Below are 24,424 nucleotides of genomic sequence, written 5' to 3'. Positions count from 1 at the left end.
GCCCCGGGATGACAGTGCTTTACTCGTCAGACGATCCCGGCTCGCCTGCGGCGTCCGGGATGACATCTGCGGAGAGCCGTCTCTCTAAACCGCGAGAAACCCTGCCAGCGCTCTCGGGTCCACATTGCCGCCGCTGATGATGATGCCGACGCGCTTGCCCTCGCACGTCACGAGGTTGTTCAAAGCCGCTGCCGCCGACAGGCAGCCCGTGGGCTCGACCACGATCTTCATGCGCTCGATGAAGAACCGCATGGTGTCGATGAGCTGCGCGTCAGAGACGGTGAGGATGTCGTCGACGAGGGCCCGCATGATCGGGAAGGTCTTGGACCCGATATAGGTGGTCTGCGCTCCGTCGGCGATGGTAGTAGGGACCGGGATCTTGACGATAGTCCCTGAGCGGAACGATTGCTGCGCGTCGTTGCCCGCCTCCGGCTCGACACCATAGATGCGGCACTCGGGCGAGAGCGCCCTGGCGGCGAGCGCCGAGCCGGCCAGCAGGCCGCCGCCGCCTGTGCAGACGAACAGCATGTCGAGAGAGCCTACCTCCTCGAACAGTTCCTTGGCGGCAGTACCCTGGCCGGCGATCACATCCTCATGGTCGTAAGGCGGGATGAGGGTGAGGCCGCGCTCCTCCGAGAGCCTGCGCCCGATGGCCTCGCGGTCTTCCGTGTAGCGGTCGTAGAGCACGACCTCGCCGCCGTAGCCTTTGGTGGCCGCCACCTTCATGGCCGGCGCATCCTGCGGCATGATGATGACGGTGGGCACGCCCTGAAGCTGCCCGGCATAGGCAATGGCCTGGGCGTGGTTGCCCGACGAGAAGGCCACGACGCCGCGCGCCTTCGCCTCCGGGGACAGCTGCGCGATGGCATTGTAGGCGCCGCGGAACTTGAAGGCGCCCGCACGCTGGAGATTTTCTGCCTTGAAGAACAGCGTGCCGCCCGTCTGCTCGTCGGCCGTGCGGGAGGTGAGGACCGGCGTGCGATGAGCCACCCCTTCGATGCGCCCGGCGGCCGCCACGACGTCGTCATAGGTGGGAAGCCCCGGCGGGATGGAGCGAAGGGCGTCCTGCTGTGCTTGTGCGTTCATCGATTCCCATGCTCCTCGGCGTTCTTCACTCAAAGCATCACGCCCTCAAAACGGGCGGATCCGGTCGTGGCCTTTCCATAGCAAGTTCGGCGAAGCCTTGTCAGTAGAGGATTGCAGGCCTGCGACTCCTCCGTAGCGGCTTTCCCCAAAGGAGCGCTCCTGCCGGAACAGCCGCCCGCCCAATCCGTTCATCCTGATCGAGGCAAAGGCTCAAGAGGAGGCTTCCCATGGACCTATGGCAAATGGTCATGTCGGATCACGCAAATATCGAGGAGCTCTGCCGCGAGGTGCTGAAGGCCACGAGCAGTGGGCCCAACAGCCGGGCTGAACTCTTTGCGGATCTCCAGGACGAATTGGAGCGGCATGTTGCGGCGCAGCAGAACGTGCTCTATCCCGCCCTGGCCCATCATGAGCGCACGTCCAGCTATGTGGCCGAACTGGAGCGCAAGCAGGACGAGATTCTGCGCCAAGTCGACGAGCTCGCCGCGCGGCCTGACAAGGACAGTCACGATTGGGCGCTGGATTTCAAGGATCTGACCGGCTCCATCCGGCATGCCTTCACCCTGGAGGAGAACGGGGTGATGATCGTCGCCCGCGGCGTCTTCTCGCCCAGCGAGCTCAAGAGCCTGCAGCGGGACTATGAGCGCGAGCGCATCGCTTCCTATGAATCCAGCCGCTGGCACATGCCGCAAGCCATGATGCCGAGCCGCTATGGCCTGCCCACCGGCACGGTCTTCGGTGTGCTGGCCGGCGCGATGGCCGTCGGGGCCGGCGCCCTGCTGTGGAGCATGAACCGGTCAGACTCCATGGGATCGCGGCAGAGCCAGCCCATGCGTGCAGCGCCGCGCCGTCCGCAGCCGCCATTCCCCCTCGAGAGCGGCGTCATCGACCGCAGCCTCGAGGGATCGCGCCGCAGCGGCATGGGGCAGGGGGCGTCCGGGGTGCGGACATATACCGGAGCCGGCGCAGCATCGGCGGCTTCAGCCTCCACAACGTCTCCCAGCCGGATGAGCGGCCAGCCGGGGCAGGGTGCCCAGGCCGATGATGCCCTGTTGCACGGCGCAGGCAGCGGAACCGCGCCGGCTCCCGGTGTCAGCCCCTCGGACGACAATTGGTTCTCGTCGGCCAACCCGCCCCGCGCTCCCTCGGGTCTCTCGACGCCCCTGCAGCCGGGCGGAACGCTCCCGGCCGGCAGCCCCGCGTCCTCCGCAGGCTCGATCGGCACCGGTAGTGCCCAGACGGGCGGTGTGGACTCAGGCGGGCTGAAGAGGGACGGCGTGTAACACCCAGAAGGCCTCACGCTTTCAACGTGAGGCCTTTTCCCAGGCCGTCACGGTCTCGGCAGGGTGGGGCGGTCCCGTTGCTGCCAGCCTCGGTGCCGAGCACATTAGATCATCCAGACGGCGGGACTTTCGGAGCAGGGTGAGCCAAGCTCGCCCTGCAGCTCATGCTTTATGTCCTAAGGGCATCCGACATTAACCGCGAAAAACCTTTGTTTTACGCCAAAAACCTGCCCTTCCTCCCGAAATCTTAACCGTCCGGTAACCATACCGGGCGCCGAATGGATTTCATCCGTTGCGTAAGAAATCGCGACAGCTCGATCCGCCTCCGCTCTCCGAACATGTTCTGCGGTTTCCCGGAGAACCTGCTGGTGATGCCGTCGCAACAACACTCTTGAAGGGTAGGAGAACCAAGGATGGCGAAAGTTCTTGTGGTGACATCGGGCAAGGGAGGCGTCGGCAAGACGACCTCCACGGCGGCCCTCGGCGCGGCGCTGGCCCAGTCGGGACAGAAGGTGGCAATGATCGACTTCGATGTCGGCCTGCGCAATCTCGACCTGATCATGGGTGCCGAACGGCGCGTGGTGTATGACCTGATCAACGTGATCAAGGGCGATGCCAAGATCGAGCAGGCGCTGATCCGCGACAAGCGCGTGGAGACCCTGCACCTGCTGCCGGCCTCCCAGACCCGCGACAAGGACAACCTGACGGACGAGGGCGTTGCCCGGGTCATCGAGGGCCTGCGCGAGAAGTTCGACTGGATCATCTGCGACAGCCCGGCCGGCATCGAGCGCGGCGCGACGCTCGCCATGCGCCATGCGGACGTAGCCGTCGTGGTGACCAATCCGGAAGTCTCATCGATCCGTGATTCCGATCGCATCATCGGCATGCTCGATTCCAAGACCTTGAAGGCGGAGAATGGCGAGCAGGTGGAAAAGCACCTGCTGCTCACCCGCTATGACGCGGCCCGCGCGCAGCGCGGCGAGATTCTCAAAGTGGAAGACGTGCTCGACATCCTGTCGATCCCGCTTCTCGCCATCATTCCGGAAAGCACCGAGGTGCTGCGCTCCTCCAATCTCGGCGCGCCGGTGACCCTCGGCAGCCCGAATTCCGCGCCGGCCCGCGCCTATCACGAAGCCGTGCGCAAGCTGCAGGGCGAGACCATCGTCGAGGTGCAGAAGCAGCGTGGTCTGTTCAGCAAACTGTTCGCCAGGAGGGCAGCATGAACCTGTTCAACTTCTTCAAGAAGAACACCACGTCCGCTCCAGTGGCCCGCGAGCGCCTTCAAGTCCTGCTGGCGCATGAGCGCACCATCGTCGGGGGCGGCGAGTCCGATCTCGTGGCCATCCTGCGCGAGGAGATCATGGCGGTGATCGCCAAGCATCTGGCGGTGCCGCAGGACAAGGTGCAGATCAAGATGGATCGCGGCGCCTCCGTGTCGACCCTGGAAGTCGACATCGAGATCCCGGCGACATTGACGGGCCTGCGCCCGGCTGCCTGACAAACCTGATCGCAGGCTGCGCTGTCCAGCCTGCGATCTTCCGGTTATAGTTCTCATCCGCGATCCCGCTCCGCCCGGAGGTGCTTCATGGATGACAACAGCTGGCCTGAACTCTCCTATCCTGCCTGGCGCGACACGGCCGCGACCCTGCAGCTCTGGACGCAGATCGTCGGCAAGATCCGCCTTGCGCTCACACCCTGGCTCAACCACGGCTGGCATGTGCCGCTCTACGTCTCCGCGCGTGGCCTGACCACCTCGCCTGTGCCTGTCGGCCGCGAGATCCTGGAGATCGAGTTCGACTTCATCGCGCATCGGCTGCTCGTGCGCACCAGCCGCGGCGAGGAGCGCATGCTGCCGCTCCGGCCGCAGAGCGTCGCAGCGTTCCACGCGGAGCTGTTCGGCCTTCTCGGCGAGCTCGGCATCCGGGTGTCGATCAACGAAATGCCGAACGAGGTGCAAAACCCGATCCGGTTCTCGGAAGATCACGAGCATGCGTCGTATGACGCCGATGCCGCTCATCGGTTCTGGCGCGTGCTGGTGCAGGCCGACCGGGTGTTCAAGCACTTCCGCAGCGGCTTTCTCGGCAAGGTCTCGCCGGTCCACTTCTTCTGGGGCAGCTTCGATCTTGCCGTCACGCGCTTCTCCGGGCGCGAGGCGCCGCTCCATCCCGGCGGCGTGCCCGGCTTGGCCGACGCGGTCACCCGTGAAGCCTATTCTCACGAGGTGTCGAGCGCGGGCTTCTGGCCGGGCAGCGATGCCTACCCTCAGGCCGCTTTCTATTCTTATGCCTATCCCGAGCCGCCGGGATTTCGCGATGCGGCTGTTTCGGCAGGCGCAGAGTTCGACCCTGCTCTCGGTGAGTTCATCCTGCGCTACGACGTTCTGCGCCAAGCGCCCGATCCCGATGCGATGCTGCTCGAGTTCCTGACCTCCACCTATGCGGCGGCAGCCGATGCCGGGCGCTGGGACCGCGCCGCCCTCGAATGCGACTTCGGCGCACCCGCACGCGTGCGCAGTGTTTGATATGGGCCACTTCGAAAGGTGATGACGTTGCCGATGCGAGCATCGCCCCGCAGAAAACCGACGAACCTATCCGAAATTGCCGTTGATCAGGGCCAATAACGGCAGATTGCCACGCCAGCGCCACATCCCGCCTCTAGCCCTTAGCATCGCATGCAAGGAGATGAGCCCCGTCTTCCCGCATGCACGCTCATCAAGAGTGGAGCATCCACCACGAGTAAAGGTGCGAGGACCCCATGCAGATCGGCGACTTGCCACGAACCCATCATTCCCATGCGCGGCGCGACAATGCAGCTTTTCAGGCGCTGCGCATTCTTCTGGTAATCGGCCTCATGGCTGGAGGATCGCTGGCCTTGTGGCTCTCCGCAGGCAGCAGCGCTTCCTCGGGCGGCATGGTCACCGCCGCGCCGCCGCAGATCCTGGCTGGCGAACAGCACATCGTGGAAATGCCACAGCCCACCAGGCGAGTGCAGGTGGCCGATGCGGATGCTGCCGCATTCATTGCACCCTCAGGCCCACCGGCGGAAGCGGCTTACGTGCCCGCGTCCGACCCGCAGGAGTCCGGCCCTGCACCCATGAAAGCCACCCCGTTGTCGCTTGCGGGCGAGCGGGTCTCCGCTGCTCCGGAGGCAACAACCTCCGCTCCTTCCGCCGACATCGACATGACAGGGGCCGTGGCCAAGCATGCGAGCCTTGCCGAGCCGGCGCCCCCTCAAAGCCCGGCTGCGGATCTGGTCGATCTCAACCGGGCCTCCTTCGAGCAGCTGAATTCCCTCAAGGGCGCAGGCGCCCTCGGCCGCGCCATCATCAGGCACCGGCCTTACAGGTCCGTCGATGACCTCATGAAGAAGAAAGTTCTTCGCCGCCCGGTCTTCGAAAGGATCAAGGCTCAGGTGACAGTGCAGTAGGGCGGGAAACCTCGCGTCCCAACACCTGCCAGGGCCGCAGCAGGGCCTGCGTCAAGGAGGTGCCGCCGGCCCCATTGTCTCCGGCGAGGAGGGCGCTACAAAACATCAAAGCGTCGCCATTCCAAGCCGTAGACAAAAGCCCATGCCCTTTCGACCCGTTCTGGACGCGTCTTTCGTGACAGGGCTTGCCGCACCTATCTTTATAAAGGCAGGGGCTGTTCGCAACGAAGTCTACCGCGATGGACGTTAGAACCCCACCATATGCCGATTTCCTTCGGGATGGCGGGGAGACGGGGGCGCTGATCCGCGGCCATGACTGGGCTCGCACGCCCATTGGGCCGATTTCCGGCTGGCCCCAGAGCCTGAAGACGACGGTCGGGCTGATGCTCCGTTCCCCGATCCCGATGGTTCTGCTGTGGGGCGAGCACGGGGTGATGATCTACAACGATCCCTACTCGATCTTCGCCGCGGGGCGCCATCCGCGGCTTCTCGGCTCGAACGTGCTGGAAGGCTGGCCGGAGGTCGCCGATTTCAACGCCCATGTCATGCAGGTAGGCATGGCAGGCGGTACCCTTTCGTTTCGCGATCAGGAACTGACGCTGTACCGGAACGGGGTGCCCGAGCAGGTCTGGATGAACCTCGACTACTCTCCCGTGACCGACGAGAGCGGTCAGCCGGGGGGCGTGCTCGCCATCGTGGTGGAAACCACCAGCCGGGTGGCCATGGAGGCCGCCCTGCGAGACAGCGAGACACGCCTGCGCGGCGTGCTCGACGGCATGGGCGAGAGCCTAGCGCTCCTGGACCGGGACTTCCGCATCATCGACATGAATGCAGAAGCGTTGCGCCTCGAAGGCCGGTCCCGTGACGAGGTCATCGGCAAAACCCATTGGGAGGCTCATCCCGACGCCGATCCTGCACTCGGCGAGATGTACCGGCAAGCCCTGGCGACCAAGAAGCCCGTGGAGATGAAGCACCGCTATGTCTGGCCTCATGGCCGGGTCGGCTGGATCGCCATGCATGCCTACCCGGTCGGCGAGGGATTGGCGGTGTTCTACGGCGACGTCACCGAGCAGGTGGAAGCCGAGGAGCGCCTGCGGGAGAGCGAGGAGCGCTTGCGGCTCATGGCCGATGCCGTGCCGCAGATCGTCTGGGTCACCGATGCCGAGGGAAAGACCGAGTTCTTCAATCGTCAATGGTTCGAATACACCGGTTCGACCGGCAAGCCCGACAGCGCGGCTCAAGTCGCAACGGATTTCGTGCACCCGGACGATGAAGCCGTGACAATGGAGGCCTACGGGAAGGCCCAGCGCACGGCCGGCATCTTTGAGGTCGAGCATCGCATCCGCTCGAAGGAGGGCGAGTATCGCTGGTTCCTTGTCAGGGCCGAACCGTATCGTGATCCCCGGAGCGGCGAGATCGTGCGCTGGTTCGGCGTCTCCATCGACATCCACGACCGCCGGATCGCCGAGGAGCATCAGCAGCTTCTCATCAACGAGCTGAACCATCGGGTGAAGAACACCCTGGCCACCGTGCAGTCCGTGGCATCGCAGACGCTGCGCAATGCGGGCTCGACCGATCAGGCCAAGGAGGCGCTGGAAGCCCGCCTCTTCGCGCTGTCCCGTGCTCATGACGTTCTCACCCGCGAGAACTGGGAGAGCGCGGATCTGTACGACATCGTCGAACAGGCGGTGGCGCCTTATTCGAGCCGTGGCGAGGATCGCCTGCATCTCGAAGGCGCAAGGGTCCGCGTGCCGCCCCGCATGGCCCTGGCGCTCGCCATGGCGCTGCAGGAGCTGGCCACCAACGCGGTGAAGTACGGCGCGTTGTCCAACGAGACGGGAAGGATCAGGATTGCCTGGAGCGTGCAGCCCGCAGAGACCGGACCGCGCCTGCATCTCAGGTGGGAGGAAACCGGCGGTCCCGCGGTCCGGCCGCCGTCGCGGCGCGGGTTCGGATCGCGGCTGATCGAGCGCAGCCTGTCGCAGGACCTCGACGGCACGGCCGAGATCGCGTTCCCGGTGACCGGCGTCATGTGCGTCGTGGATGCGCCGCTGACCTAGACTTGCGGCCCGCTTCTCTGAGAAATCCTACGTGAGAAGCGCCGCATGGGTGATGCGGCGCTTCCTGTGTGTTGAGATCAGTTGGCCTTGGCGGCCTTGACCGGATCCTTGACGTTCGGGATCGTGGCGAACTCCACGTTGTAGAGCTCCCCGTCCTTGCGCTCGACTTTCCGCACATAGATGTTCTGGATGATGTCACGCGTCTGCGGGTCGATCGACACCGGTCCGCGCGGGCTGGTCCAGCTCATGCCCTTCATGGCGTCGATCAGCGCCTGACCGCCTTGGCCGTTGGTCTTCTTCAGGCCTTCATAGATCAGGTGCATGCCGTCGTAGCCGCCCACCCCCATGAAGTTCGGGCGCATGTTGTTGTTGGCCTTCTTGAACGCCTCCACGAACGCCTTGTTCTCGGGGCTGTCATGCGCGACCGAGTAATGGTGCGTGGTGATGGCGCCGAGCGCGACATCTCCGATGTTGTTGAGCACCTCATCGTCCGTGACGTCGCCGGGTCCGATCAGCTTGATGCCGCTCTTGTCGAAGCCGCGCTCCACGAACTGTTTCATGAACTGCGCGCCCTGGCCTGCGGGCACGAACACGAACAATGCGTCGGGTTTGGCATCGGCCACCTTCTGCAGGAAGGGCGAGAAATCCGGGTTCGCCAGCGGCACCCGCAGGTTCTCCACCTGGCCGCCTGCCTTGGTGAACACACCGGAGAAGGCTTTCTCGGAGTCGATGCCCGGACCGTAATCCGAGACCAGCGTCACGACCTTCTTGATGCCGTTCTTGGCGGCCCAATCGGCCATCGGCTCGGTCGCTTGCGGCAGGGTGAAGCTGGTGCGCGTGATGAAGGGCGAGGCCTCCGTGATGGTCGCCGTTCCCGCCGCCATCACCACTGCGGGAACCTTCGCCTGGGTCGCGAGCGGTGCGGTGGCAAGCGCCAGCGGCGTGAGGCCGAAGCCCGCCAGCACGTTCACCTTCTCGTTGACGATGAGATCCTGCGCCGTCCGCTTCGTGGCGTCCGCGACGGCGCCATCGTCCTTGACGATCAACTCGATGGTCTTGCCCGCCACCGTATTGCCCTTCTGCTGCATGTAGAGCCTGGCACCCATTTCCACCTGCCGTCCGATGGCGGTAAACGGCCCGGTCAGCGGCAGGATCAGGCCGACTTTGACAGTCTCCTGCGCCTGCGCGCCCGAGACGGCAGCCACGAGCGCGGCGGCGCCTGCAGCGAGGATAAGCGTTCTACGGTGCATCGTTGGTCCTCCCATCGTTCTTCTTTGCTCTCTTATGGCATTGAACGAGCAAGGATACTCGGGCGGTCCTCCGAGAAAGCAAGCTGGAGATTAGGCCAATCGGCCATCCCGGACAGGAGACCGGTCATGCGAGGGATTGGGTGTCCCCGTCGATGGCGATGGCCTGGCCTGAGATCGTCCGCCCCCGGGGCGAGCACAGGAACACGATCTGATCGGCAATCTGCTGCGGCGCCACGGCCGTTCGCAAAGAGATGTGCCGGAGGAGTTCGTTCTCCATCTCCTCGTAGCTGATCCCGCGGGCTTCAGCCTTGCTGCCGATCACCCGGCGGATCCGATCACCTTCCACAACGCCCGGAAGGATCGCGTTGACCCGGATCCCGAGCGGCCCCAGCTCCATGGCCAGCGTCTTGGTGAAGCCGATTGCTGCCCACTTCGCAGCGGAGTAGGGGGAGCGCAGCGGAAAGCCGAAGCGCCCTGCCGCGGACGAGAGATTGACGATGGAGGCGTTGTCGCTCTCCTGCAGATGCCGGACGGCCAAGCGGGCGCAGTTGAACTGACCCGTAATGTTGACCGCAAGCGTCCGATCCCAGTCCTCGGGCTCGACCTCGTCCACCCGCGCGGTCGGGCCGGCGATGCCCGCATTGTTGACGAGAACATCGAGACCGCCGAGCACTTGCAGCGCCTCGTCGAACAGGCGGCTCACATCGGCCCTGTTCGCAACGTCGGCGCGGGAGCGGGTGACATCGGGGTCGCTCGTCGTCAGGGAGGCCAGCGCCGCATCGTCGACGTCGCAGACATGCACCTTCGCGCCCTCGCGCACGAAGCTTCTGGCGATTTCCAGCCCGATGCCGGCAGCGCCCGCTGTCACGAGAACGCGCAAACCCTGAATGCCCAAATCCATCGCAGCTTCCTTTCATCGCGGATCGATGCGCAAACAGACAGGGCCGGGTGAACCCGGCCCTGCCGTTGTCGGTTGCGATCAGCCCTTCACGAGAGGGCAGCCGCCTTCATTGAGAGGCCGGAAGGCCTGATCGGCCGGGATCGTGGCGAGCTGCTTGTAGAGATCCCACGGACCCTTGGACTCGGCCGGCTTCTTGACCTCGAACAGGTACATGTCGTGGATCTTGCGGCCGTCCTGACGGATCTTGCCCTTGCCGAAGAGCGGGTCGTCGGTGGGCATCTCCTTCATCTTGGCCATCACCTGCGCGGTGTCCTTGCCCTTCAGAGCCTCGACCGCCTTGAGGTAGTGAAGCGCGCCCGCATAGACGCCCGCATGCACCATGGTGGGCATCTTACCGCCGTTCTTCTCGGCGAAGCGCTTCGACCAGGCGCGGGTCTGGTCGTTCTGGTCCCAGTAGAACGCCTCGGTCATGACGAGGCCCTGGGCCACCTGAAGGCCAAGGGAATGCACGTCGGTGATGAACACGAGAAGCCCGGCGAGGCTCTGCCCGCCTTGGACGATGCCGAATTCGGCTGCCTGCTTCATGGTGTTGGTGAAGTCGCCGCCTGCATTGGCCAACCCGATCACCTTGGCGCCCGAGGATTGCGCCTGCAGGAGGAAGGACGCGAAGTCCTGACCGGGGAACGGATGGCGCACGGTGCCGACGATCTTGCCGCCCGCCTTCGTGACCAGGGCCGAGGTGTCGCGTTCAAGCGCGTGACCGAAGGCGTAGTCGGCCGTGACGAAGAACCAGGTGTCGCCGCCGCGCTTCACCATGGCGCCGCCGGTGCCGTTCGCAAGCGCCCAGGTGTCGTAGGTCCAATGGACCGTGTTGGGCGAGCATTGCGAGCCGGTCAGATCCGAGGTGCCGCCGCCTGAATTGATCAGGATCTTGTTCTTCTCGCGGGCGATGCCGTTGACGGCCAGGGCCACCGAGGAGGTCGGAACGTCGAGGATCACGTCGACGCCTTCCTGGTCATACCATTGCCGGGCGATGCTGGCGCCGATATCCGGCTTGTTCTGGTGGTCCGCCGCCACGATATCGACCTTGATGCCCTTCTCGGCTGCCTTGAAGTCCTCGGCGGCCATGCGGGCCGCGATCACCGATCCTTCGCCCGTGAGGTCGGAATAAACGCCAGACCGGTCGTTCAGGACACCCAGCTTGACCGAGGTCTGCGCCTGCGCGGCTCCGGTCATGGCCACGGCCACCAGAGCGCTGAGAACGTAACGGGTTTTCATTGTTTCCTCCCTGTTTTTAGGACAGGCATCTTAGGCATGCCTGCGCGGGATTGGAAAGCCGGACAGCGCTCGTGCATCGCGTGGTCTGAATCGGTGCAGGATCCAGGCAATTGCAATGAATGTGCAGCCCGTTGTAAAAATTCCGCCGCTCAGTTGTGGAGGAGGCGCAGCATGGACCGTTTCACGGGCGGGTGCCTGTGCGGGAAAGTCCGGATCGTGGCCTCAGGCCGCCCCTACCGGGTCGGCCTTTGCCACTGCCTCGACTGCCGCAAGCATCACGGAGCCCTTTTCCACGCCTCCGCGATCTTCCCTCAGGACGCGGTGACGATCGAAGGCGAAACGCGTGACTATGCCGGGCGGTTTTTCTGTCCCGGCTGCGGCTCGTCCGTCTTCTCCCGCAGCGCGGATGAAATAGAGGTGAACCTCGGCTCGCTGGATGCCCCTGACCAGCTGATGCCCACTTACGAGCTCTGGACCATCCGGCGCGAGTCCTGGCTGCCGGTGTTTCCGCTCAAAAGGCGATACGAGCGCAACCGCGACAGCGCGAGCCGCTCCGAGGATTAGGCTGCACCTGCAGCACCGGCTCTTCGTCGGCGCGGTTCTTTCGCGTCGTTCTAGAAGGCCGTGTGCTCCGGCCCTTTCGTCTGCAGCATGCGGCGCGCATCGTCCGGGGTCGCGACCGTGAATGAAAGCTCCTCGAGGATGCGGCGGATCTTGCGCACCTGATCGGCATTGGATGGAGCAAGCTCGCCCTTGCCGAGGTAGAGGTTGTCCTCCAGGCCCACGCGCACATGCCCGCCGAGGATCGCCCCCATGGTCACGAACGGCAGCTGATGGCGGCCGGCGGCCAGGATCGAGAGATAATAGTCGTTCCCGAACAGGCGGTCGGCCGTTGCCTTCATGTGCATGAGGTTCTCGGGCTCCGGCCCGATGCCGCCGAGAATGCCGAAGATGGCCTGCACGAAGAAGGGCGGCTGCACGAGCCCACGGTCTGCGAAATGGGCGAGGTTGTAGAGATGGCCGACATCGTAGCACTCGAACTCGAACCGGGTTCCGAGTGCACCGAGTTCGGTCATGCCCCGCTCGATCTGCGCGAAGGTGTTGGACAGGATGAAGTCCTTGGTCATGTCCAGATAGGGCTTCTCCCAATCGTTCTTGAACGACGCGATGCGTCCGCCTGCGCCGGAGATGTTGAAGTTGAACGATCCCATGTTCATGGAGGCGATCTCAGGCTGAGCCCATTTCGCCGCTGCGAGACGCTCGTCGAGGCTCATTCCGAGCCCGCCGCCGGTGGTGATGTTCACGATGGCGTTGCTGCCGTCCTTGATGGCGGGCAGGAACTGCTTGAAGACCTCAGGGCTCTGCGTCGGGCGGCCGGTCTGCGGGTCTCGCGCATGCAGGTGCAGGATCGCGGCGCCGGCCTCCGCCGCCGCAATGGCGCTCTCGGCAATCTGCTCCGGCGTCACCGGCAGGTAGGGGGACATGCTGGGCGTGTGAATGGACCCGGTGATCGCGCAGCTGATGATGACTTTGTCCGATCGCTTCATCGAAACCTCCAGGCCTGAGACCGCTTCGTTCCTAGGGAACAATCCCCAGGTTAGGCGAAACGGCAGGCGCGGGTCCATAGAGCGTCGGGTTCAGCGCGTGAATTTCGCTGAAAATGCGTGCCGTTCAGCGCTGCATGAACCGCTTCTTAACTAAAAACACCAAGTTATAGTCGCTCTGCTCTCGCAAGAATTCAGCTGAAGCTGACGGAAGGTTCTTCCGTGTCGGACTGGGCAGAGCATCATCACAAACAAAAATATTGCAGGTTCTGGGGGCATGCATGCGCATGAAATTCGGTATCGGGACGAAAATCCATTCGATCACGCTGACGGCACTGGTCGGCATCGCGGCGATCATGGCCGTTACATTGTTTTACCTGCGCGAGGAGATTACCCAGGCGCAGATGGTCAAGACCCAGCATGTGGTCGAGTCGGCCTATGGCATCCTTGCGCATTACGAGGCCGAGGAGCGGGCCGGCCGTCTGAGCCGCGAGGCTGCCCAGAAGGCAGCCGCCGATGCGATCAGGGTTCTGCGCTACGACACCCAGGAATATTTCTGGATCAACGACATGCATCCCAAGATGGTGATGCATCCGATCAAACCCGAACTCGTCGGCGTCGACCTGACGGAGAACAAGGATCCCACGGGCCTTCGCCTGTTCGTCGCCTTCGTCGACAAGGTGAAGGAAAGCGGCGCCGGGTTCGTGCCGTATCTGTGGCCCAAGCCCGGTGCGCAGGAGCCCGTCGGCAAGATCTCCTACGTGAAAGGCTTCAAGCCCTGGGGCTGGATCATTGGCTCGGGCGTCTACACCGACGACACCGCCGCCAAGGTGTGGAGCACGGCCCTGAAGCTCCTTTCGGGCGTGGCCGTCATCGTCCTCGTCATCGGCGTTGTGGCAACCTTCATCGGCCGCGGCGTGACCAAGCCCATCCTGGCCCTCGGGCAGGTTATGCGATCCCTTGCGGAAGGCGAGCGGCAGATCGACGTGCCGGCGCAGAACCGCAGCGACGAACTGGGCGCCATGGCCCATGCGGTTCAGGTGTTCAGGGACACGCTGATCGCCAAGGACGAGGCGGACAAGGTCTATGCGGTCGATGCCGATGCGCAGGCCCGCCGGGCGCAGCGTCTCGATCAGCTCACACGCCAGTTCGAGGCCAATGTCGCAACCCTCACCCAGACTCTCTCGAGCGCAGCGTTCGAAATGGAGGGCACGGCCCAGACCATGGCGGCCACCGCCGAGCAGACCAACGTGCAGTCCCAAACCGTTGCGACGGCGGCCGAGCAGGCATCCCTGAACGTGCAGACCGTGGCGGCGGCCACCGAGGAGCTGTCGATCTCCACCCGCGAGATCGCGTCCCAGATCTCCCAGTCGGCAAGGGTCGCCGGCGCGGCCGTCGAGGAGACGCGGCGCACGGACGTCACCGTTCAGGCCCTGGCCAGCACGGCGGAGAAGATCGGCGCCGTCATCGCGCTTATCAACACCATCGCGGGCCAGACCAACCTCTTGGCGCTCAATGCCACCATCGAGGCGGCCCGCGCCGGTGAGGCCGGCAAGGGCTTCGCCGTCGTGGCCTCCGAGGTGAAGGAGCTGGCGAACCAGACCACCAAGGCCACGGAGGAGATCTCGGCCCAGATCGTCGAGATCCAGCAGGCGACCCGCGAGGCGGTGAGCGCGATCCAGAACATCGGCAGCACCATTGGCCAGATGTCCGAGACCTCCGTGGCGATAGCGGCTGCCATCGAGGAGCAGGGCGCTGCCACAGGCGAGATTGCCCGCAACGTGCAGGAAGCGGCGCGGGGCACCGCATCGGTCAGCGGCAGCATCCTCGACGTGCGGCAGGGCGCCGAACAGACCGGCACGGCCGCAAGCCGCGTGCTTGGCGCCGCCCAGGAACTGGCGCGCCACTCCAGCGACCTCAGTCGCGAGGTGCAAGGCTTCCTCACTGATGTGAAAGCCGCCTGAGTACCGAACAGCAAGAAGCCTCGGGTCGACGCATCGACCCGAGGCTTCTCATTCCCACGGCAGTCTCTCGGTGCTGCGCCGCACCGCCTTCGATAGGATCGAGGATCAGCCGCTGGTGCGGTGATCCGAGTTCCTCATCTAAATGACGAAGAAGTCCTTGTAGGTCATCTTCAGCTTCTTGGAGAGCGTCGCGATCTCCACCTGCTTGTAGCGCGAGCCTGAGCCGTCGGCGTCGTAATACAGAACACCCTTCGCCTTGTCGTAGACGATGTAGTCGTTCTGGTCCTTGGCCTTGTCGCCGATGGCGAAGAAGCTCTTCTTCAACTGGGCGGGATTCATCTCCGTGCCCTTCTTCCCGAGCTTGGCGAAGACCTTGTTCTCAAGCCAGATCCCGTCGTCGTTCACGTTGAAATCCGTGATCGTGTCGGCATTCTTCGACTTCTGCGGGCGGCTGTCGAACACGAAGATATCCTGCCCCGTGCCGCCGGTGAGCGTATCCTTGCCCATAAACCCGTAGAGGATCTCGCGGCCGCCCGTGCCGGTGAGAACGTCTGCGCCTGCGGTGCCGTAGATCCTTTCCACATCCACGTCGCCGACTTGGATCGTGAAGCTCCGGTCGTGCGCGATGCCGCCTTCGTCGGTCACGCGAACGACGATGCTGTGTGAGCTATCCTGCTCATAATCGAGCTTGGCGCCCGCCGCGACGACGAGCTTGTTGCCGTCCAGGGCGAAGCGACCTCCGGCCGTGTCGATCAGGTCGAAGCGCAGGCCGTCGCCGGGATTGGGGTCCTGCGCCGAGAGTTCCCCGATTGCCGTGCCGGCGGCGGCGTTCTCCTGCACTGATGCGCCCTTGAGGTCAGGCACGCTCGGGGCCAGGACGTGCACGCCCTTGGCGTCCGTCACCTGCCGGATGCCCTGCGTGTAGAGCTGCTGCCGCTCCGCAAGGGTGAAGGTGTCGCCGGCTACGGAGATGGCGCCATCCTTGCTCTGGCTGTTGGCAAGAAGCGCCGTGGCCTTGTCGCCAAATGTGATCGAGCCGGTGCCGAGGAGAACGATCGCCTCGACGCCGGAGATGAACTTGGCGGTTAGGTCGTAGGTGCCGGCCTTCAGGTGCAGGGCGTCGCGACCGGCATGGCCCTGAATGCCCACGATGCCCACGAGGCGCGCATTATCCGTCACGATGATGTCGTTTCCGCCGGAGCCCTGGACGATCTCGATACCGGTCAGGACATCCGGCGCCGTGAGGTCGATGCGGCCGGGCTCGATCATCCTGAGGATGTCTATTCCGTTTCCAGCCTCAAGGGTGTCGTCCTCATCGAGGCCGCCGTCCATGACCTGGAAGAGATCGTTGCCCTCCGTTCCGGTCCCAAGCTCCTTGCCTTCGGCGAAGGCCGTCACGAAGTCGTAGCGCTGCTGGTAGAGTTCGTAGTTGTTGCCGATCCCTCCGGAGAGCCAAGCGACGACCCAGCCGTCCTGCGCTCCCTCGCCCCCGATTGCCGCCACCTGCGGATACCACTGACTGGCATCTATCGTCCCGTTGACCCTCTGCTCGGGACCGTGGGCATTGCCATCGGCATCGTAGCGCTGCTGGTAAACGCCATAGCTGCTTCCATCCTGGTTATAGGAATACCAAGTGACGACCCATCCGCCATCGGCGAGCGCCATCACGCTGGGGTTCGACTGCGAGTTTGCCGTGTAGGTATTGACCCGCGTCTCGCCGCGTATGGCCTCGCCAGCTTGGTTATAGCGCTGCTGGTAGACATCATAGAGGATGCCCTCTTGGTAGTAGGATTGCCATGTCACGACCCATCCGCCATCGGCGAGACCGGTGATGCTGGGAGCTTCCTGCATGCCGGCGACAGAGGTGTTAACCCGTTGCACGCCCTTCTCCGAAGGAGTGCCGCCGCTGTCGTAGCATTGCTGATAGATGCCTTTCTCGGACCCGTCCTGCGCGTTGGAGACCCATGTGACCACCCATCTGCCGTCGGACAGAGTGTCGATGGAGGATCTCGATGCGGAGAAATCTGGCGTGGAAACCAAAATCTCGCCATCAACCTGATCGCCATTAGCATTGTATCGTTGTTGGAAGATTCCTGCCCTTGACCCTCCGGGGATCACGGACGTCCAGGTAACCACCCATCCCCCATCGTCGAACACGGCAATGCCTGGATCCCCTGTATCCCTTACACCCTCGGAGCGTCGAGGCGTTGTGTTGACGCGTTGCTCAACCTCATCGGCCTTGCCGTCGGCATTGTAACGTCGTTGATAGATGTCTTTGCCGGACTCTTCATTGTGCCAAGGCGACTCCCAGGTGACGATCCATCCGCCATGGGAAAGAGCCGTAACCTTCGGGGGTTCCGTTGTAAAAGATTTGGAAGCGTTAACCTTTTCACGCTCATTGAAGGGCGTTCCATCGGCCTTGAAGCGTTGCTGGTAGATGTCGGCTCTGTCTGCTCGCCAAAACTCTTGCCACGTGAGAACCCAGCCCCCATCAGCAAGCCCGGTGACGCTCATGGGGGCGCTCTGGGGATCAAGGTAATTGAGGGTCTTGCCGACGGCCTTCTGCTCGCTGCCAAACCGGATGATCGATGCCGTCATGTCCATTCCCCCATAGCCGCTGCTCTATCCAGGCGCTGCCCGTTCAACCCATCAGATCGCAGGACTGTCTGCCGCCTATCGACGAATGGGTTGGGTAAGAACGGAAACCTATACACCAAAATGTAAGATTATAACAATAGCGATACGTAACCTAGCCGTTTTTAAGGTCTCCAGGTTGGGAGGAATTCCCCACCGCCCATTCCCGCAGTGGCATTTCCCAGGTAGAAGTCCATCGTCTCCTCGCGAATTGGATTTCAATCTATGGCCGCCAGCGTTACCGACCGTTTCCTCCGTTACGTCGTCATCGATACCCAGTCCGACGCCTCCTCGAAGTCCCAGCCGTCCACCGAGAAGCAGAAGGATCTCGGCCGCCTGCTGGTCGATGAGCTCCTGTCCATCGGCGTCTCCGACGCACATCTCGACGAGCATGGCTACGTCTATGGGACGATCCCATCGAACACGCCGAAGAACAGCGTTCCGGTCATCTGCATCTGCGCGCACATGGATACGGCGCCGGACTTCTCCGGCACGAACGTCAAGCCGCAGATCGTCCGCAACTACCAGGGCGGCGACATTCGGCTTCCGGGCGATTCCAGCCGGGTCATTCGCGTCGCCGACCATCCGGTCTTGAAGGACATGATCGGCCACGACATCGTCACCTCGGACGGTACCACGCTGCTCGGCGCCGACGACAAAGCCGGCGTCGCCGAGATCGTGGCGGCCGCCGAGTTCCTGATCAACAACCCGGAAATCAAGCACGGCACGATCCGCATCCTGTTCACCACCGATGAGGAGATCGGCCGCGGGGTCGACAAGGTCGACCTGAAGAAGCTCGGGGCCGATTTCGGCTACACCATGGATGGCGGAGCCGCCGGCAGCATCGAGGACGAGACCTTCTCGGCCGACGCGGTGGAGATCGCCATCCAGGGCGTGGCGATCCACCCCGGCCTCGCCTACGGCCGGATGGAAAACGCCATTCGGATCGCGGGCGACATCATCGCGCGTCTGCCGAGGGACATGGCGCCTGAGACCACGAAGGGGCGCGACGGCTTCATCCATCCCACAGGTGCTTCCGGGGTGATGGAAAAGGCGAACTTAAGCTTCATCATCCGTGATTTCACCGAGGAGGGGCTCAAGACGAAAGAGGCCCTGCTGGAGAAGATCACCCGGGACGTGATGGAGAATTATCCGGGCTCCAGCTACACCTTCACGGTCAAGGAGCAGTACCGCAACATGAAGGAGGTGCTCGACCGGCACCCGGAGATCATCGAGCACGCTGTCGAGGCGGTCAAACGCGCCGGCTTGGAGCCTCGGCGCGACAGCATCCGCGGTGGCACGGACGGCTCGCGCCTGTCCTTCATGGGCCTTCCCTGCGCCAACATCTTCGCCGGCGGACACGCCTTTCATTCTCCGCTGGAATTCGTCTCCAGCCAGGACATGGAGAAGGCGGTGAGCACCATCGTGGAACTGGCGAAAGTCTGGGAGGAGCGCTCCTAAAGCGCTCCTTAAGTCTGCAGCACCGACTTCAGCACGAGTTCAGCCCCGAGAAGCAGCAGGCCGATGAGAAACCATCGCCGGAACGTCTCGGGGCTGACCTTTCGCCTGACAACCTGTCCCAGCCACATGCCGGCAAGGGCGGGCACGATGGCGAGCGACGACAGAAGCAGGCCGTCGAGCTGAAACGCTCCGCGCCATCCAAGACCGGCCGCAAGCGCAATGGTCGACACGGTAAAAGACAACCCTAAAGCCTGGATGAGGTCGTCCTTTCTGAGCCCGAGAGCCTGGAGATAGGGAACGGCCGGGATGACGAAGACGCCCGTGCCTCCCGTGACGATGCCTGTCGTCAGGCCCACCAGGGGCGACGCCCATGTCTCCCAACGGGCCGGTACGGAGAGCTGCCGCGCCAGTAGGGTGAAGCCGGCATAGACGACAAGGGCAGCTCCTAGGCCTACTGTCGTCCACCGTGTATTCCCGTCGGCGAGAACGAACGAGCCGCCCACCGTGCCGAGCACGATCCCCAGCATCATCGGCCACAAGCGCCGGATCAGCGCCGTGAAGTTCGGGCCGGACAGCAGTTGCCACACATTGGTGACGAAGGATGGCACGATCAGCAAGGTGGCGGCCGTCACGGGTGCCATGAGCGCTCCCAGCGCTCCCATGGCCACCGTCGGCAGGCCCATGCCGGTCACGCCCTTGACAATGCCGGCAAGGAAGAAGGTCAGGCCGATCGAGAGAATGAGCCACGGCGATGGATCGAGCATGCCCTATTGGCCCATAGGCGGACGCGGGCGCAATGCGCATTTGACGGAGCAAGCCTTCGCGAGAAAGCCTGGTCAAAGGGGAGGGCGCCTGTATGGAAAGCCCTTGTGACGCGACTGGCCTTACCCGCGCCAGAACTGCGGAAAGAACAGGATCAGCACGGTGAACAGCTCCAGCCGGCCCAGGAGCATGCCGAAGCACAGGAGCCACTTGGAGGCATTCGGCAACGTGCCGAAATTGCCGGATGGGCCGATGATCGGCCCTAAGCCCGGCCCCACATTCGACAACGCTGCCACGGCGGCGCTGGCGCTGGTGAGGAAATCGAGATCGAACGCCATCAGGGCGACCGTGAGTCCGCTGTAGCAGATGAAGTACAGCGAGAAGAACACCACCACCGAGCCGATCACATCGTCCGGCAGCAGCCGACCCGCATAGACGCGTGGAAACACACCGCGTGGATAGAGCAGGCGCAGGAACTGGCTCTGCAGCATGCGGATCATCACCTGGAAGCGGAAGATTTTCATTCCACCCGCGGTCGATCCCGTGCAGCCGCCTACGAACATGAGGCCGAAGAACAGACCCACCATGAGGTTGCCCCAAAGGGTGTAATCGGTCGTGGCATAACCAGTCGTCGTCACGACAGACACCACGTTGAAGGCGGCAAGCCTCACCGCATCGGTGACGCCATGCCCACCTGCCAGGATCAGCCATGCTGCGACCCCGATGATCAAGGCAGCCAGAATCATAGCGAGAAACCGGACCTGACTGTCGCGCAGGGCATCACTCTGTCCCTGAACCAGCCGCAGGTAGAGTACGAACGGCACGGCACCCGAGAGCATGAACAGGGTGGCGATCCAGTGCAGCGCCGGATTGTCCCAGCGCGCCATCGAAACATCGGAGGTCGAGAAGCCGGCCGTCGAGACGGTTGTCAGCGCGTGGGCGACGGCATCGAACGGAGACATGGCCACCAGCCAATAGGCCAGTGCGCAGGCCACCGTGAGGGCTGCGTAGATCAGCATGATGCCGGTGGCGATTTCCCGCACGCGCGGCATCACCTTCTCGGACCGGTCGGAAGATTCCGTGCGGAACAGCTGCATGCCGCCGACGCCGAGGGCCGGCAGGATCGAGATGGCGACCCCGATGATACCGATGCCGCCCAGCCATTGCAGAAGCGCCCGCCACAGCAGAATCCCTTTGGGCGCATCGTCGAGGCCGACGATCACCGTGGCGCCGGTTGTCGTGAGTCCTGACACGGATTCGAAGAACGCGTTGGTGAAATGGTCCCTCAACTGGGCGTAATCGGAAATGTAGAGAGGAATGGCCCCAAACAGGGCAATCGTCGTCCAGGCGACCGGCGTGAGGAGAAAGGCCTGGCGCAAGGTCAGCCCGCCGGAGAGCCGGCAGCGGGTGACCTGGGTCAGTGCAGCGGCGAACGCGAAGGTGATGCCGCTGCCGATGAGAAAGGCTCTCCAGTCCGGATCGCCGGTATAGGCATCGACACCTGCCGGCAGGAGCATCGTCGCCGCCAGTGCAAGGAGCATGCGCCCCGTCAGGTGGAAGACCGGACGAAGGTAGGGTGGAGCCCAGGCGCTGGAAACCGATTTTTCCCGCATCGCTTAGACCTGGCTTCCCGTTTCGGTCGATGGACCGGCCAGGATGGCCTCGGCCTTGCGCAGGGCCCGATAGGCCACCACGGCGATGATGCTGTCGCCGGGATGCACGCGGGTCGAGCTGGTCGGAATGATCACCTCGCCGTTGCGGACGATGGCTCCGATCAGCATGCCGTCCGGCATGCCGGCCTCGCGCAGGGTGCCCTTCACCAGCCGCGAGCCCTCCTGGGCCGTCGCCTGGATCACCTCGCCGAAATCCTCCCGGAGCGTATAGAGGGCGGAGACCGAGCGATGGCGCACATGGCGCAGGATGGTCGAGATCGTGATGGCGCTCGGGCTCACGACCGCATCGATGCCCAGTGCCGGCAGAACGTGCTCGTAGGAGGTCTTGTTCACCAGGGTGATGGCGCGGGTGCAGCCCTCGCGCTTGGCCAGAACCGACGCGAAGATGTTGGTCTCGTCGTCGTTCGTCACGGCGATGATCGTATCGGCGCTCTGGACATTGGCCTCGAGCAGCACCTCCTTGTCGAGCGCATCGCCCTGGATCACCACCGCGGCATCGCGCAGCTCGCGGGAGACGTACTCGGCCCGCTCGCGCGAATGCTCGACCATCTTGAGCGAGACATGGGGAGCATGGCGGGCGATCCGGGTCGCCAGGTTGAACCCGACATTGCCGCCGCCCACGATCACGATGCGGCGGGCGACCTGCTCCTCATGGCCGAGATACGCCATGACACGGTCCACGTGGCTCGTTTCCGTTATCACGTAGATATCGTCGCCCTGCTGCACCTGATCCTCGGCCCGCGGCACGAACGCATGGCCGTCGCGCACGATGACTCCGACGACAATCCCGGAACCGCCCGACGTGGACAGCTCCTTCATCCGTCGCCCAACCAGAGAGCATCCGCTCGTATTGCAATGGACCCCGAGGAGGTGAACCCGACCGTCGGCCAGCGGCACGGTGTCGAAGGCACCCGGCGTCTTGAGGCGCCGGACGATTCCGTTCGCCACCTCGACCTCGGGTGAGATGATCACGTCGATGGGCAGCTGATCGGAGGCGTAGAGACCCTTCCAGATCGGCTCCAGATAGCCGTGATGCCGGACCCGGGCGATGCGCCGGCGGACATTGAACAGGGAATAGGCCACCTGGCAGGCGACCATGTTGACTTCGTCGGACTGGGTCACGGCGATGAGCATGTCCGCATCCTGCGCGCCCGCCCGCTCGAGAACCTCGGGATGAGCGGCGTGGCCGACCATCCCGCGGACATCGTAACTCTCGTCCGCCCGCCGGGCCTGTTCGGGTGAGAGATCCACCACCGTCACATCGATGCCCTCGGAGGCGAGGTGGCGGGCGATGGTCGATCCGACCTGTCCGGCACCACAGACGATCACTCTCACGGCGACTTCACTCCCCGGATACGCTTGGTTCCGGGGTAATGTAGGGCAGAGGTCCGTGGAGGACACGGACCCCTTTCAGGAGTTCATAGGCGGTGCGCCTATGGTTCTTAGGCGTGGGGTGCTGGGCGATCAGCCGATCATCTCGAGGACGATCTGGCGGATCTCTTCCCGTGACAGGCCGGAGGATTGCGGCTTCTGGGCGGCCTTGGCCTGCTGAGGGGCCTTGGCATGCTGCGGGGACTTCTTGACGTTCTGAACTTGAATAACACTCGACATAATGAACCTGTGGCCGCACCAGGCATGGCCTGGACGGCATAGTTGTGATGATGCCGTCGGCGCAGGGCACCGACCGGCAGAAATCCGCCCGAAAGGGCTGGAGGTAGCAAACGATGGGAACGGTAAGCGGGCTCGGCGGCTCGATCACGAGCTAGGGAGAGCAGGCCGAACATCTCGGTTGGATGCACACATATGGGGCATATGCCTGCTCATGGCAAGATGATACTTAGCGGAATCGGATGAATTGGCGCTTTCGAGGAAAGTAAAACCATAAGCCAGGCCGTGATTATTCCGTGATTTTCCTGAAAATCGGGCCTGCCTCGACCATCAATGCTCACAGGAGTATAGGCACTTTCTCAAAATGGTGACTTGTATTTGGGGGTTGGAAGCCCTACATCAGGATCATCGACCTTTGGCCGGACAATTGGGCCGTTTCGCCTTGGCATGCCAGGCGCACGTTCAGACGCTCTCCCAAACTTCGACGAACCCGAGCCCGGGGTCGTGCTCACGCACGTCCTCGTGTTCACGTGCACTAATGCATAAACTCCAAGGAATACTGCCATGATGACAGGCACCGTTAAGTTCTACAACGATCAAAAAGGCTTCGGCTTCATTCAGCCCGACAATGGCGAGAAGGACGTGTTCGTCCACGCTACCGCTCTCGAGCGCGCCGGCATCCGCGGCCTTCGCGAAGGCCAGAAGGTCTCCTTCGACACCGCCGAAGATCGTCGTTCCGGCAAGGTTGCCGTCAACAACATCCAGACGGCCTAAAGAATGATGGGCGCCACCTACAGCGCCTGACGATGAAGCCGCTCCCGCGTGGGGCGGCTTCTGCTTTGTGCAACCCCATCTTCGATGGGATACCGGCGAGGACCCAATGAACACATTTCGAAAAGCAACTGCGGCGAAATCCGTGATGTTCGTGGTGGATTATGCCGATGCACGCAGGGCCTATCTCTGGGTCGACAATCCGGGGAAGGCCAACGATCCCCGCGCGGTCGGCCTGATCGCGCGCGCCCAGCAGGAGCAGGGCACTCTTCCGGGCGGCGACATCGCCACCATAAGGCGCGTCCGGTAATCGGCTTCGTCCAACGAAGCATCAAACAGGAACAATGAGCGGAATGAAGCATCAGGATCTCGGCGAACGGCTCAATGCGGCCAAGAACGCGAAGCAGGCCATGGCGGAAAAGTTTCGGCAGCGTCCGGGACTTGACGATCCGGCGGTTGCTGAGCGGCGGGCTGCACGGGCGTCGGTGAGCGCCGCGCGCGATGCCAGAACCGCCGAGCGCGAGGCCAAGCGCCTTGCCGATGAAGCCAAGCGCGTCGCCGACGAGGCCCGCATGGCGGCCGAGCGCGAAGCTCGCGCAGCCGAACAGGCGGAGCAGGACGAGCGGATGGCGGCCGAGAAGGCTGCGGACGAGGCACGGCTCGAAGTCGAGCGCAAGGCAGCCCGCGACGCCCGCTATGCGGCCCGCAAGGCCCGCAAGTAAG

At 63.6% G+C, this 24,424-nt stretch carries 22 protein-coding genes; 12 read left to right on the top strand and 10 right to left on the bottom strand.

The genetic code is table 11. From position 1 onward, the window contains the following. Window positions 1-84: 84 nt before the first annotated feature. On the bottom strand, window positions 85-1,086 hold the full coding sequence (locus JKL45_RS17570) for a threo-3-hydroxy-L-aspartate ammonia-lyase (RefSeq protein WP_201862880.1): 1,002 nt from the start codon (window positions 1,084-1,086) through the stop codon (window positions 85-87). Between the two features lie 227 nt (window positions 1,087-1,313). Here JKL45_RS17570 and JKL45_RS17565 point away from each other — a divergent pair, with 227 nt between their 5' ends. From JKL45_RS17565 to JKL45_RS17540, 6 genes are all read left to right on the top strand, one after another. After that, entirely contained in the window at window positions 1,314-2,369 is a 1,056-nt protein-coding gene (locus tag JKL45_RS17565) for a hemerythrin domain-containing protein (RefSeq protein ID WP_201862879.1), read from the top strand. Between the two features lie 413 nt (window positions 2,370-2,782). Further along, window positions 2,783-3,592, top strand: coding sequence for a septum site-determining protein MinD (gene minD, locus JKL45_RS17560; RefSeq protein ID WP_201862878.1), 810 nt, complete (start codon window positions 2,783-2,785; stop codon window positions 3,590-3,592). Further along, window positions 3,589-3,867 carry a cell division topological specificity factor MinE gene (gene minE, locus JKL45_RS17555; protein ID WP_196262949.1) on the top strand — a complete coding sequence of 93 codons (279 nt, stop codon included), beginning with the start codon at window positions 3,589-3,591 and terminating at the stop codon, window positions 3,865-3,867. Before minD ends, minE begins: the two co-directional genes overlap by 4 nt. Before the next feature lie 87 nt (window positions 3,868-3,954). After that, a complete protein-coding gene (locus JKL45_RS17550) occupies window positions 3,955-4,890 on the top strand; it encodes a DUF5996 family protein (protein ID WP_201862877.1) in 936 nt (311 codons plus the stop codon). 233 nt (window positions 4,891-5,123) lie between these two features. Beyond that, complete coding sequence (locus JKL45_RS17545; RefSeq protein WP_201862876.1) at window positions 5,124-5,795, top strand: ComEA family DNA-binding protein; 672 nt, start codon at window positions 5,124-5,126, stop codon at window positions 5,793-5,795. 239 nt (window positions 5,796-6,034) lie between these two features. Next, window positions 6,035-7,855: a PAS domain-containing HWE histidine kinase family protein gene (locus JKL45_RS17540; protein WP_201862875.1), complete on the top strand. Its 1,821-nt coding sequence runs from the start codon at window positions 6,035-6,037 to the stop codon at window positions 7,853-7,855. A 77-nt stretch (window positions 7,856-7,932) separates the two neighbouring features. On the opposite strand, the gene JKL45_RS17535 is transcribed toward JKL45_RS17540, so the two are convergent. The 3 genes from JKL45_RS17535 to JKL45_RS17525 form a co-directional block, all read right to left on the bottom strand. Then, entirely contained in the window at window positions 7,933-9,105 is a 1,173-nt protein-coding gene (locus tag JKL45_RS17535) for an ABC transporter substrate-binding protein (RefSeq protein ID WP_201862874.1), read from the bottom strand. A 124-nt stretch (window positions 9,106-9,229) separates the two neighbouring features. Continuing rightward, complete coding sequence (locus JKL45_RS17530) at window positions 9,230-10,006, bottom strand: SDR family oxidoreductase (protein ID WP_201862873.1); 777 nt, start codon at window positions 10,004-10,006, stop codon at window positions 9,230-9,232. Between the two features lie 78 nt (window positions 10,007-10,084). Next, window positions 10,085-11,284, bottom strand: coding sequence for an ABC transporter substrate-binding protein (locus tag JKL45_RS17525; protein WP_201862872.1), 1,200 nt, complete (start codon window positions 11,282-11,284; stop codon window positions 10,085-10,087). Window positions 11,285-11,455: 171 nt separating this feature from the next. Here JKL45_RS17525 and JKL45_RS17520 point away from each other — a divergent pair, with 171 nt between their 5' ends. After that, window positions 11,456-11,848 (top strand): GFA family protein, encoded by a 393-nt coding sequence (locus JKL45_RS17520; RefSeq protein ID WP_201862871.1) that lies wholly within the window; start codon window positions 11,456-11,458, stop codon window positions 11,846-11,848. 50 nt (window positions 11,849-11,898) lie between these two features. Here the strand turns inward: JKL45_RS17520 and kce are convergent, their stop codons facing one another. After that, on the bottom strand, window positions 11,899-12,831 hold the full coding sequence (gene kce / locus JKL45_RS17515) for a 3,5-dioxohexanoate:acetyl-CoA acetone transferase (protein WP_201862870.1): 933 nt from the start codon (window positions 12,829-12,831) through the stop codon (window positions 11,899-11,901). Window positions 12,832-13,109: 278 nt separating this feature from the next. Here kce and JKL45_RS17510 point away from each other — a divergent pair, with 278 nt between their 5' ends. Continuing rightward, window positions 13,110-14,792 (top strand): methyl-accepting chemotaxis protein, encoded by a 1,683-nt coding sequence (locus tag JKL45_RS17510; RefSeq protein ID WP_246498623.1) that lies wholly within the window; start codon window positions 13,110-13,112, stop codon window positions 14,790-14,792. A gap of 138 nt (window positions 14,793-14,930) precedes the next feature. Here the strand turns inward: JKL45_RS17510 and JKL45_RS17505 are convergent, their stop codons facing one another. Continuing rightward, entirely contained in the window at window positions 14,931-17,390 is a 2,460-nt protein-coding gene (locus tag JKL45_RS17505; RefSeq protein WP_201862869.1) for a cadherin domain-containing protein, read from the bottom strand. Between the two features lie 261 nt (window positions 17,391-17,651). Here JKL45_RS17505 and pepT point away from each other — a divergent pair, with 261 nt between their 5' ends. Further along, window positions 17,652-18,887, top strand: a complete 1,236-nt coding sequence (gene pepT, locus JKL45_RS17500) for a peptidase T (RefSeq protein WP_201862868.1) — start codon at window positions 17,652-17,654, stop codon at window positions 18,885-18,887. A gap of 8 nt (window positions 18,888-18,895) precedes the next feature. Here pepT and JKL45_RS17495 read toward each other — a convergent pair whose 3' ends face one another. From JKL45_RS17495 to JKL45_RS17480, 4 genes are all read right to left on the bottom strand, one after another. Continuing rightward, window positions 18,896-19,651, bottom strand: a complete 756-nt coding sequence (locus JKL45_RS17495; protein ID WP_201862867.1) for a sulfite exporter TauE/SafE family protein — start codon at window positions 19,649-19,651, stop codon at window positions 18,896-18,898. A 120-nt stretch (window positions 19,652-19,771) separates the two neighbouring features. Next, window positions 19,772-21,262, bottom strand: a complete 1,491-nt coding sequence (locus JKL45_RS17490; RefSeq protein WP_201862866.1) for a TrkH family potassium uptake protein — start codon at window positions 21,260-21,262, stop codon at window positions 19,772-19,774. 3 nt (window positions 21,263-21,265) lie between these two features. Then, window positions 21,266-22,657, bottom strand: coding sequence for a Trk system potassium transporter TrkA (gene trkA / locus JKL45_RS17485; RefSeq protein WP_201862865.1), 1,392 nt, complete (start codon window positions 22,655-22,657; stop codon window positions 21,266-21,268). Between the two features lie 129 nt (window positions 22,658-22,786). Further along, a complete protein-coding gene (locus JKL45_RS17480; RefSeq protein WP_201862864.1) occupies window positions 22,787-22,933 on the bottom strand; it encodes a hypothetical protein in 147 nt (48 codons plus the stop codon). Window positions 22,934-23,494: 561 nt separating this feature from the next. Between JKL45_RS17480 and JKL45_RS17475 the strand changes: the two genes are divergently transcribed. The 3 genes from JKL45_RS17475 to JKL45_RS17465 all read left to right on the top strand — a co-directional run bounded on the left by JKL45_RS17475 (window position 23,495) and on the right by JKL45_RS17465 (window position 24,423). Further along, the gene (locus JKL45_RS17475; RefSeq protein WP_036357668.1) at window positions 23,495-23,704 is read left to right on the top strand and encodes a cold-shock protein; all 210 of its coding nucleotides are present in this window, start codon (window positions 23,495-23,497) and stop codon (window positions 23,702-23,704) included. Between the two features lie 106 nt (window positions 23,705-23,810). Then, window positions 23,811-24,011: a hypothetical protein gene (locus JKL45_RS17470; RefSeq protein WP_201862863.1), complete on the top strand. Its 201-nt coding sequence runs from the start codon at window positions 23,811-23,813 to the stop codon at window positions 24,009-24,011. 43 nt (window positions 24,012-24,054) lie between these two features. Then, the gene (locus tag JKL45_RS17465; protein WP_312896980.1) at window positions 24,055-24,423 is read left to right on the top strand and encodes a DUF6481 family protein; all 369 of its coding nucleotides are present in this window, start codon (window positions 24,055-24,057) and stop codon (window positions 24,421-24,423) included. The last annotated feature ends 1 nt before the right edge of the window (window position 24,424 follow it).

The organism is Microvirga soli, assembly GCF_016734765.1.
In the GTDB taxonomy this organism is placed as follows: domain Bacteria; phylum Pseudomonadota; class Alphaproteobacteria; order Rhizobiales; family Beijerinckiaceae; genus Microvirga; species Microvirga soli.
This window is presented reverse-complemented; position numbering and strand designations above follow the sequence as displayed.

Excerpts from the sequence above, each read along its gene's own strand:
- JKL45_RS17535 (WP_201862874.1), bottom strand. The coding sequence starts at position 9,105 with ATGCACCGTAGAACGCTTATCCTCGCTGCAGGCGCCGCCGCGCTCGTG.
- minE (WP_196262949.1), top strand. The coding sequence starts at position 3,589 with ATGAACCTGTTCAACTTCTTCAAGAAGAACACCACGTCCGCTCCAGTG.
- kce (WP_201862870.1), bottom strand. The coding sequence starts at position 12,831 with ATGAAGCGATCGGACAAAGTCATCATCAGCTGCGCGATCACCGGGTCC.
- JKL45_RS17565 (WP_201862879.1), top strand. The coding sequence starts at position 1,314 with ATGGACCTATGGCAAATGGTCATGTCGGATCACGCAAATATCGAGGAG.
- JKL45_RS17545 (WP_201862876.1), top strand. The coding sequence starts at position 5,124 with ATGCAGATCGGCGACTTGCCACGAACCCATCATTCCCATGCGCGGCGC.
- JKL45_RS17570 (WP_201862880.1), bottom strand. The coding sequence starts at position 1,086 with ATGAACGCACAAGCACAGCAGGACGCCCTTCGCTCCATCCCGCCGGGG.
- JKL45_RS17550 (WP_201862877.1), top strand. The coding sequence starts at position 3,955 with ATGGATGACAACAGCTGGCCTGAACTCTCCTATCCTGCCTGGCGCGAC.
- JKL45_RS17465 (WP_312896980.1), top strand. The coding sequence starts at position 24,055 with ATGAAGCATCAGGATCTCGGCGAACGGCTCAATGCGGCCAAGAACGCG.
- JKL45_RS17470 (WP_201862863.1), top strand. The coding sequence starts at position 23,811 with ATGAACACATTTCGAAAAGCAACTGCGGCGAAATCCGTGATGTTCGTG.
- minD (WP_201862878.1), top strand. The coding sequence starts at position 2,783 with ATGGCGAAAGTTCTTGTGGTGACATCGGGCAAGGGAGGCGTCGGCAAG.
- JKL45_RS17530 (WP_201862873.1), bottom strand. The coding sequence starts at position 10,006 with ATGGATTTGGGCATTCAGGGTTTGCGCGTTCTCGTGACAGCGGGCGCT.
- JKL45_RS17510 (WP_246498623.1), top strand. The coding sequence starts at position 13,110 with ATGCGCATGAAATTCGGTATCGGGACGAAAATCCATTCGATCACGCTG.
- JKL45_RS17505 (WP_201862869.1), bottom strand. The coding sequence starts at position 17,390 with ATGACGGCATCGATCATCCGGTTTGGCAGCGAGCAGAAGGCCGTCGGC.
- JKL45_RS17525 (WP_201862872.1), bottom strand. The coding sequence starts at position 11,284 with ATGAAAACCCGTTACGTTCTCAGCGCTCTGGTGGCCGTGGCCATGACC.
- JKL45_RS17480 (WP_201862864.1), bottom strand. The coding sequence starts at position 22,933 with ATGTCGAGTGTTATTCAAGTTCAGAACGTCAAGAAGTCCCCGCAGCAT.
- JKL45_RS17540 (WP_201862875.1), top strand. The coding sequence starts at position 6,035 with ATGGACGTTAGAACCCCACCATATGCCGATTTCCTTCGGGATGGCGGG.
- pepT (WP_201862868.1), top strand. The coding sequence starts at position 17,652 with ATGGCCGCCAGCGTTACCGACCGTTTCCTCCGTTACGTCGTCATCGAT.
- JKL45_RS17520 (WP_201862871.1), top strand. The coding sequence starts at position 11,456 with ATGGACCGTTTCACGGGCGGGTGCCTGTGCGGGAAAGTCCGGATCGTG.
- JKL45_RS17495 (WP_201862867.1), bottom strand. The coding sequence starts at position 19,651 with ATGCTCGATCCATCGCCGTGGCTCATTCTCTCGATCGGCCTGACCTTC.
- JKL45_RS17475 (WP_036357668.1), top strand. The coding sequence starts at position 23,495 with ATGATGACAGGCACCGTTAAGTTCTACAACGATCAAAAAGGCTTCGGC.
- JKL45_RS17490 (WP_201862866.1), bottom strand. The coding sequence starts at position 21,262 with ATGCGGGAAAAATCGGTTTCCAGCGCCTGGGCTCCACCCTACCTTCGT.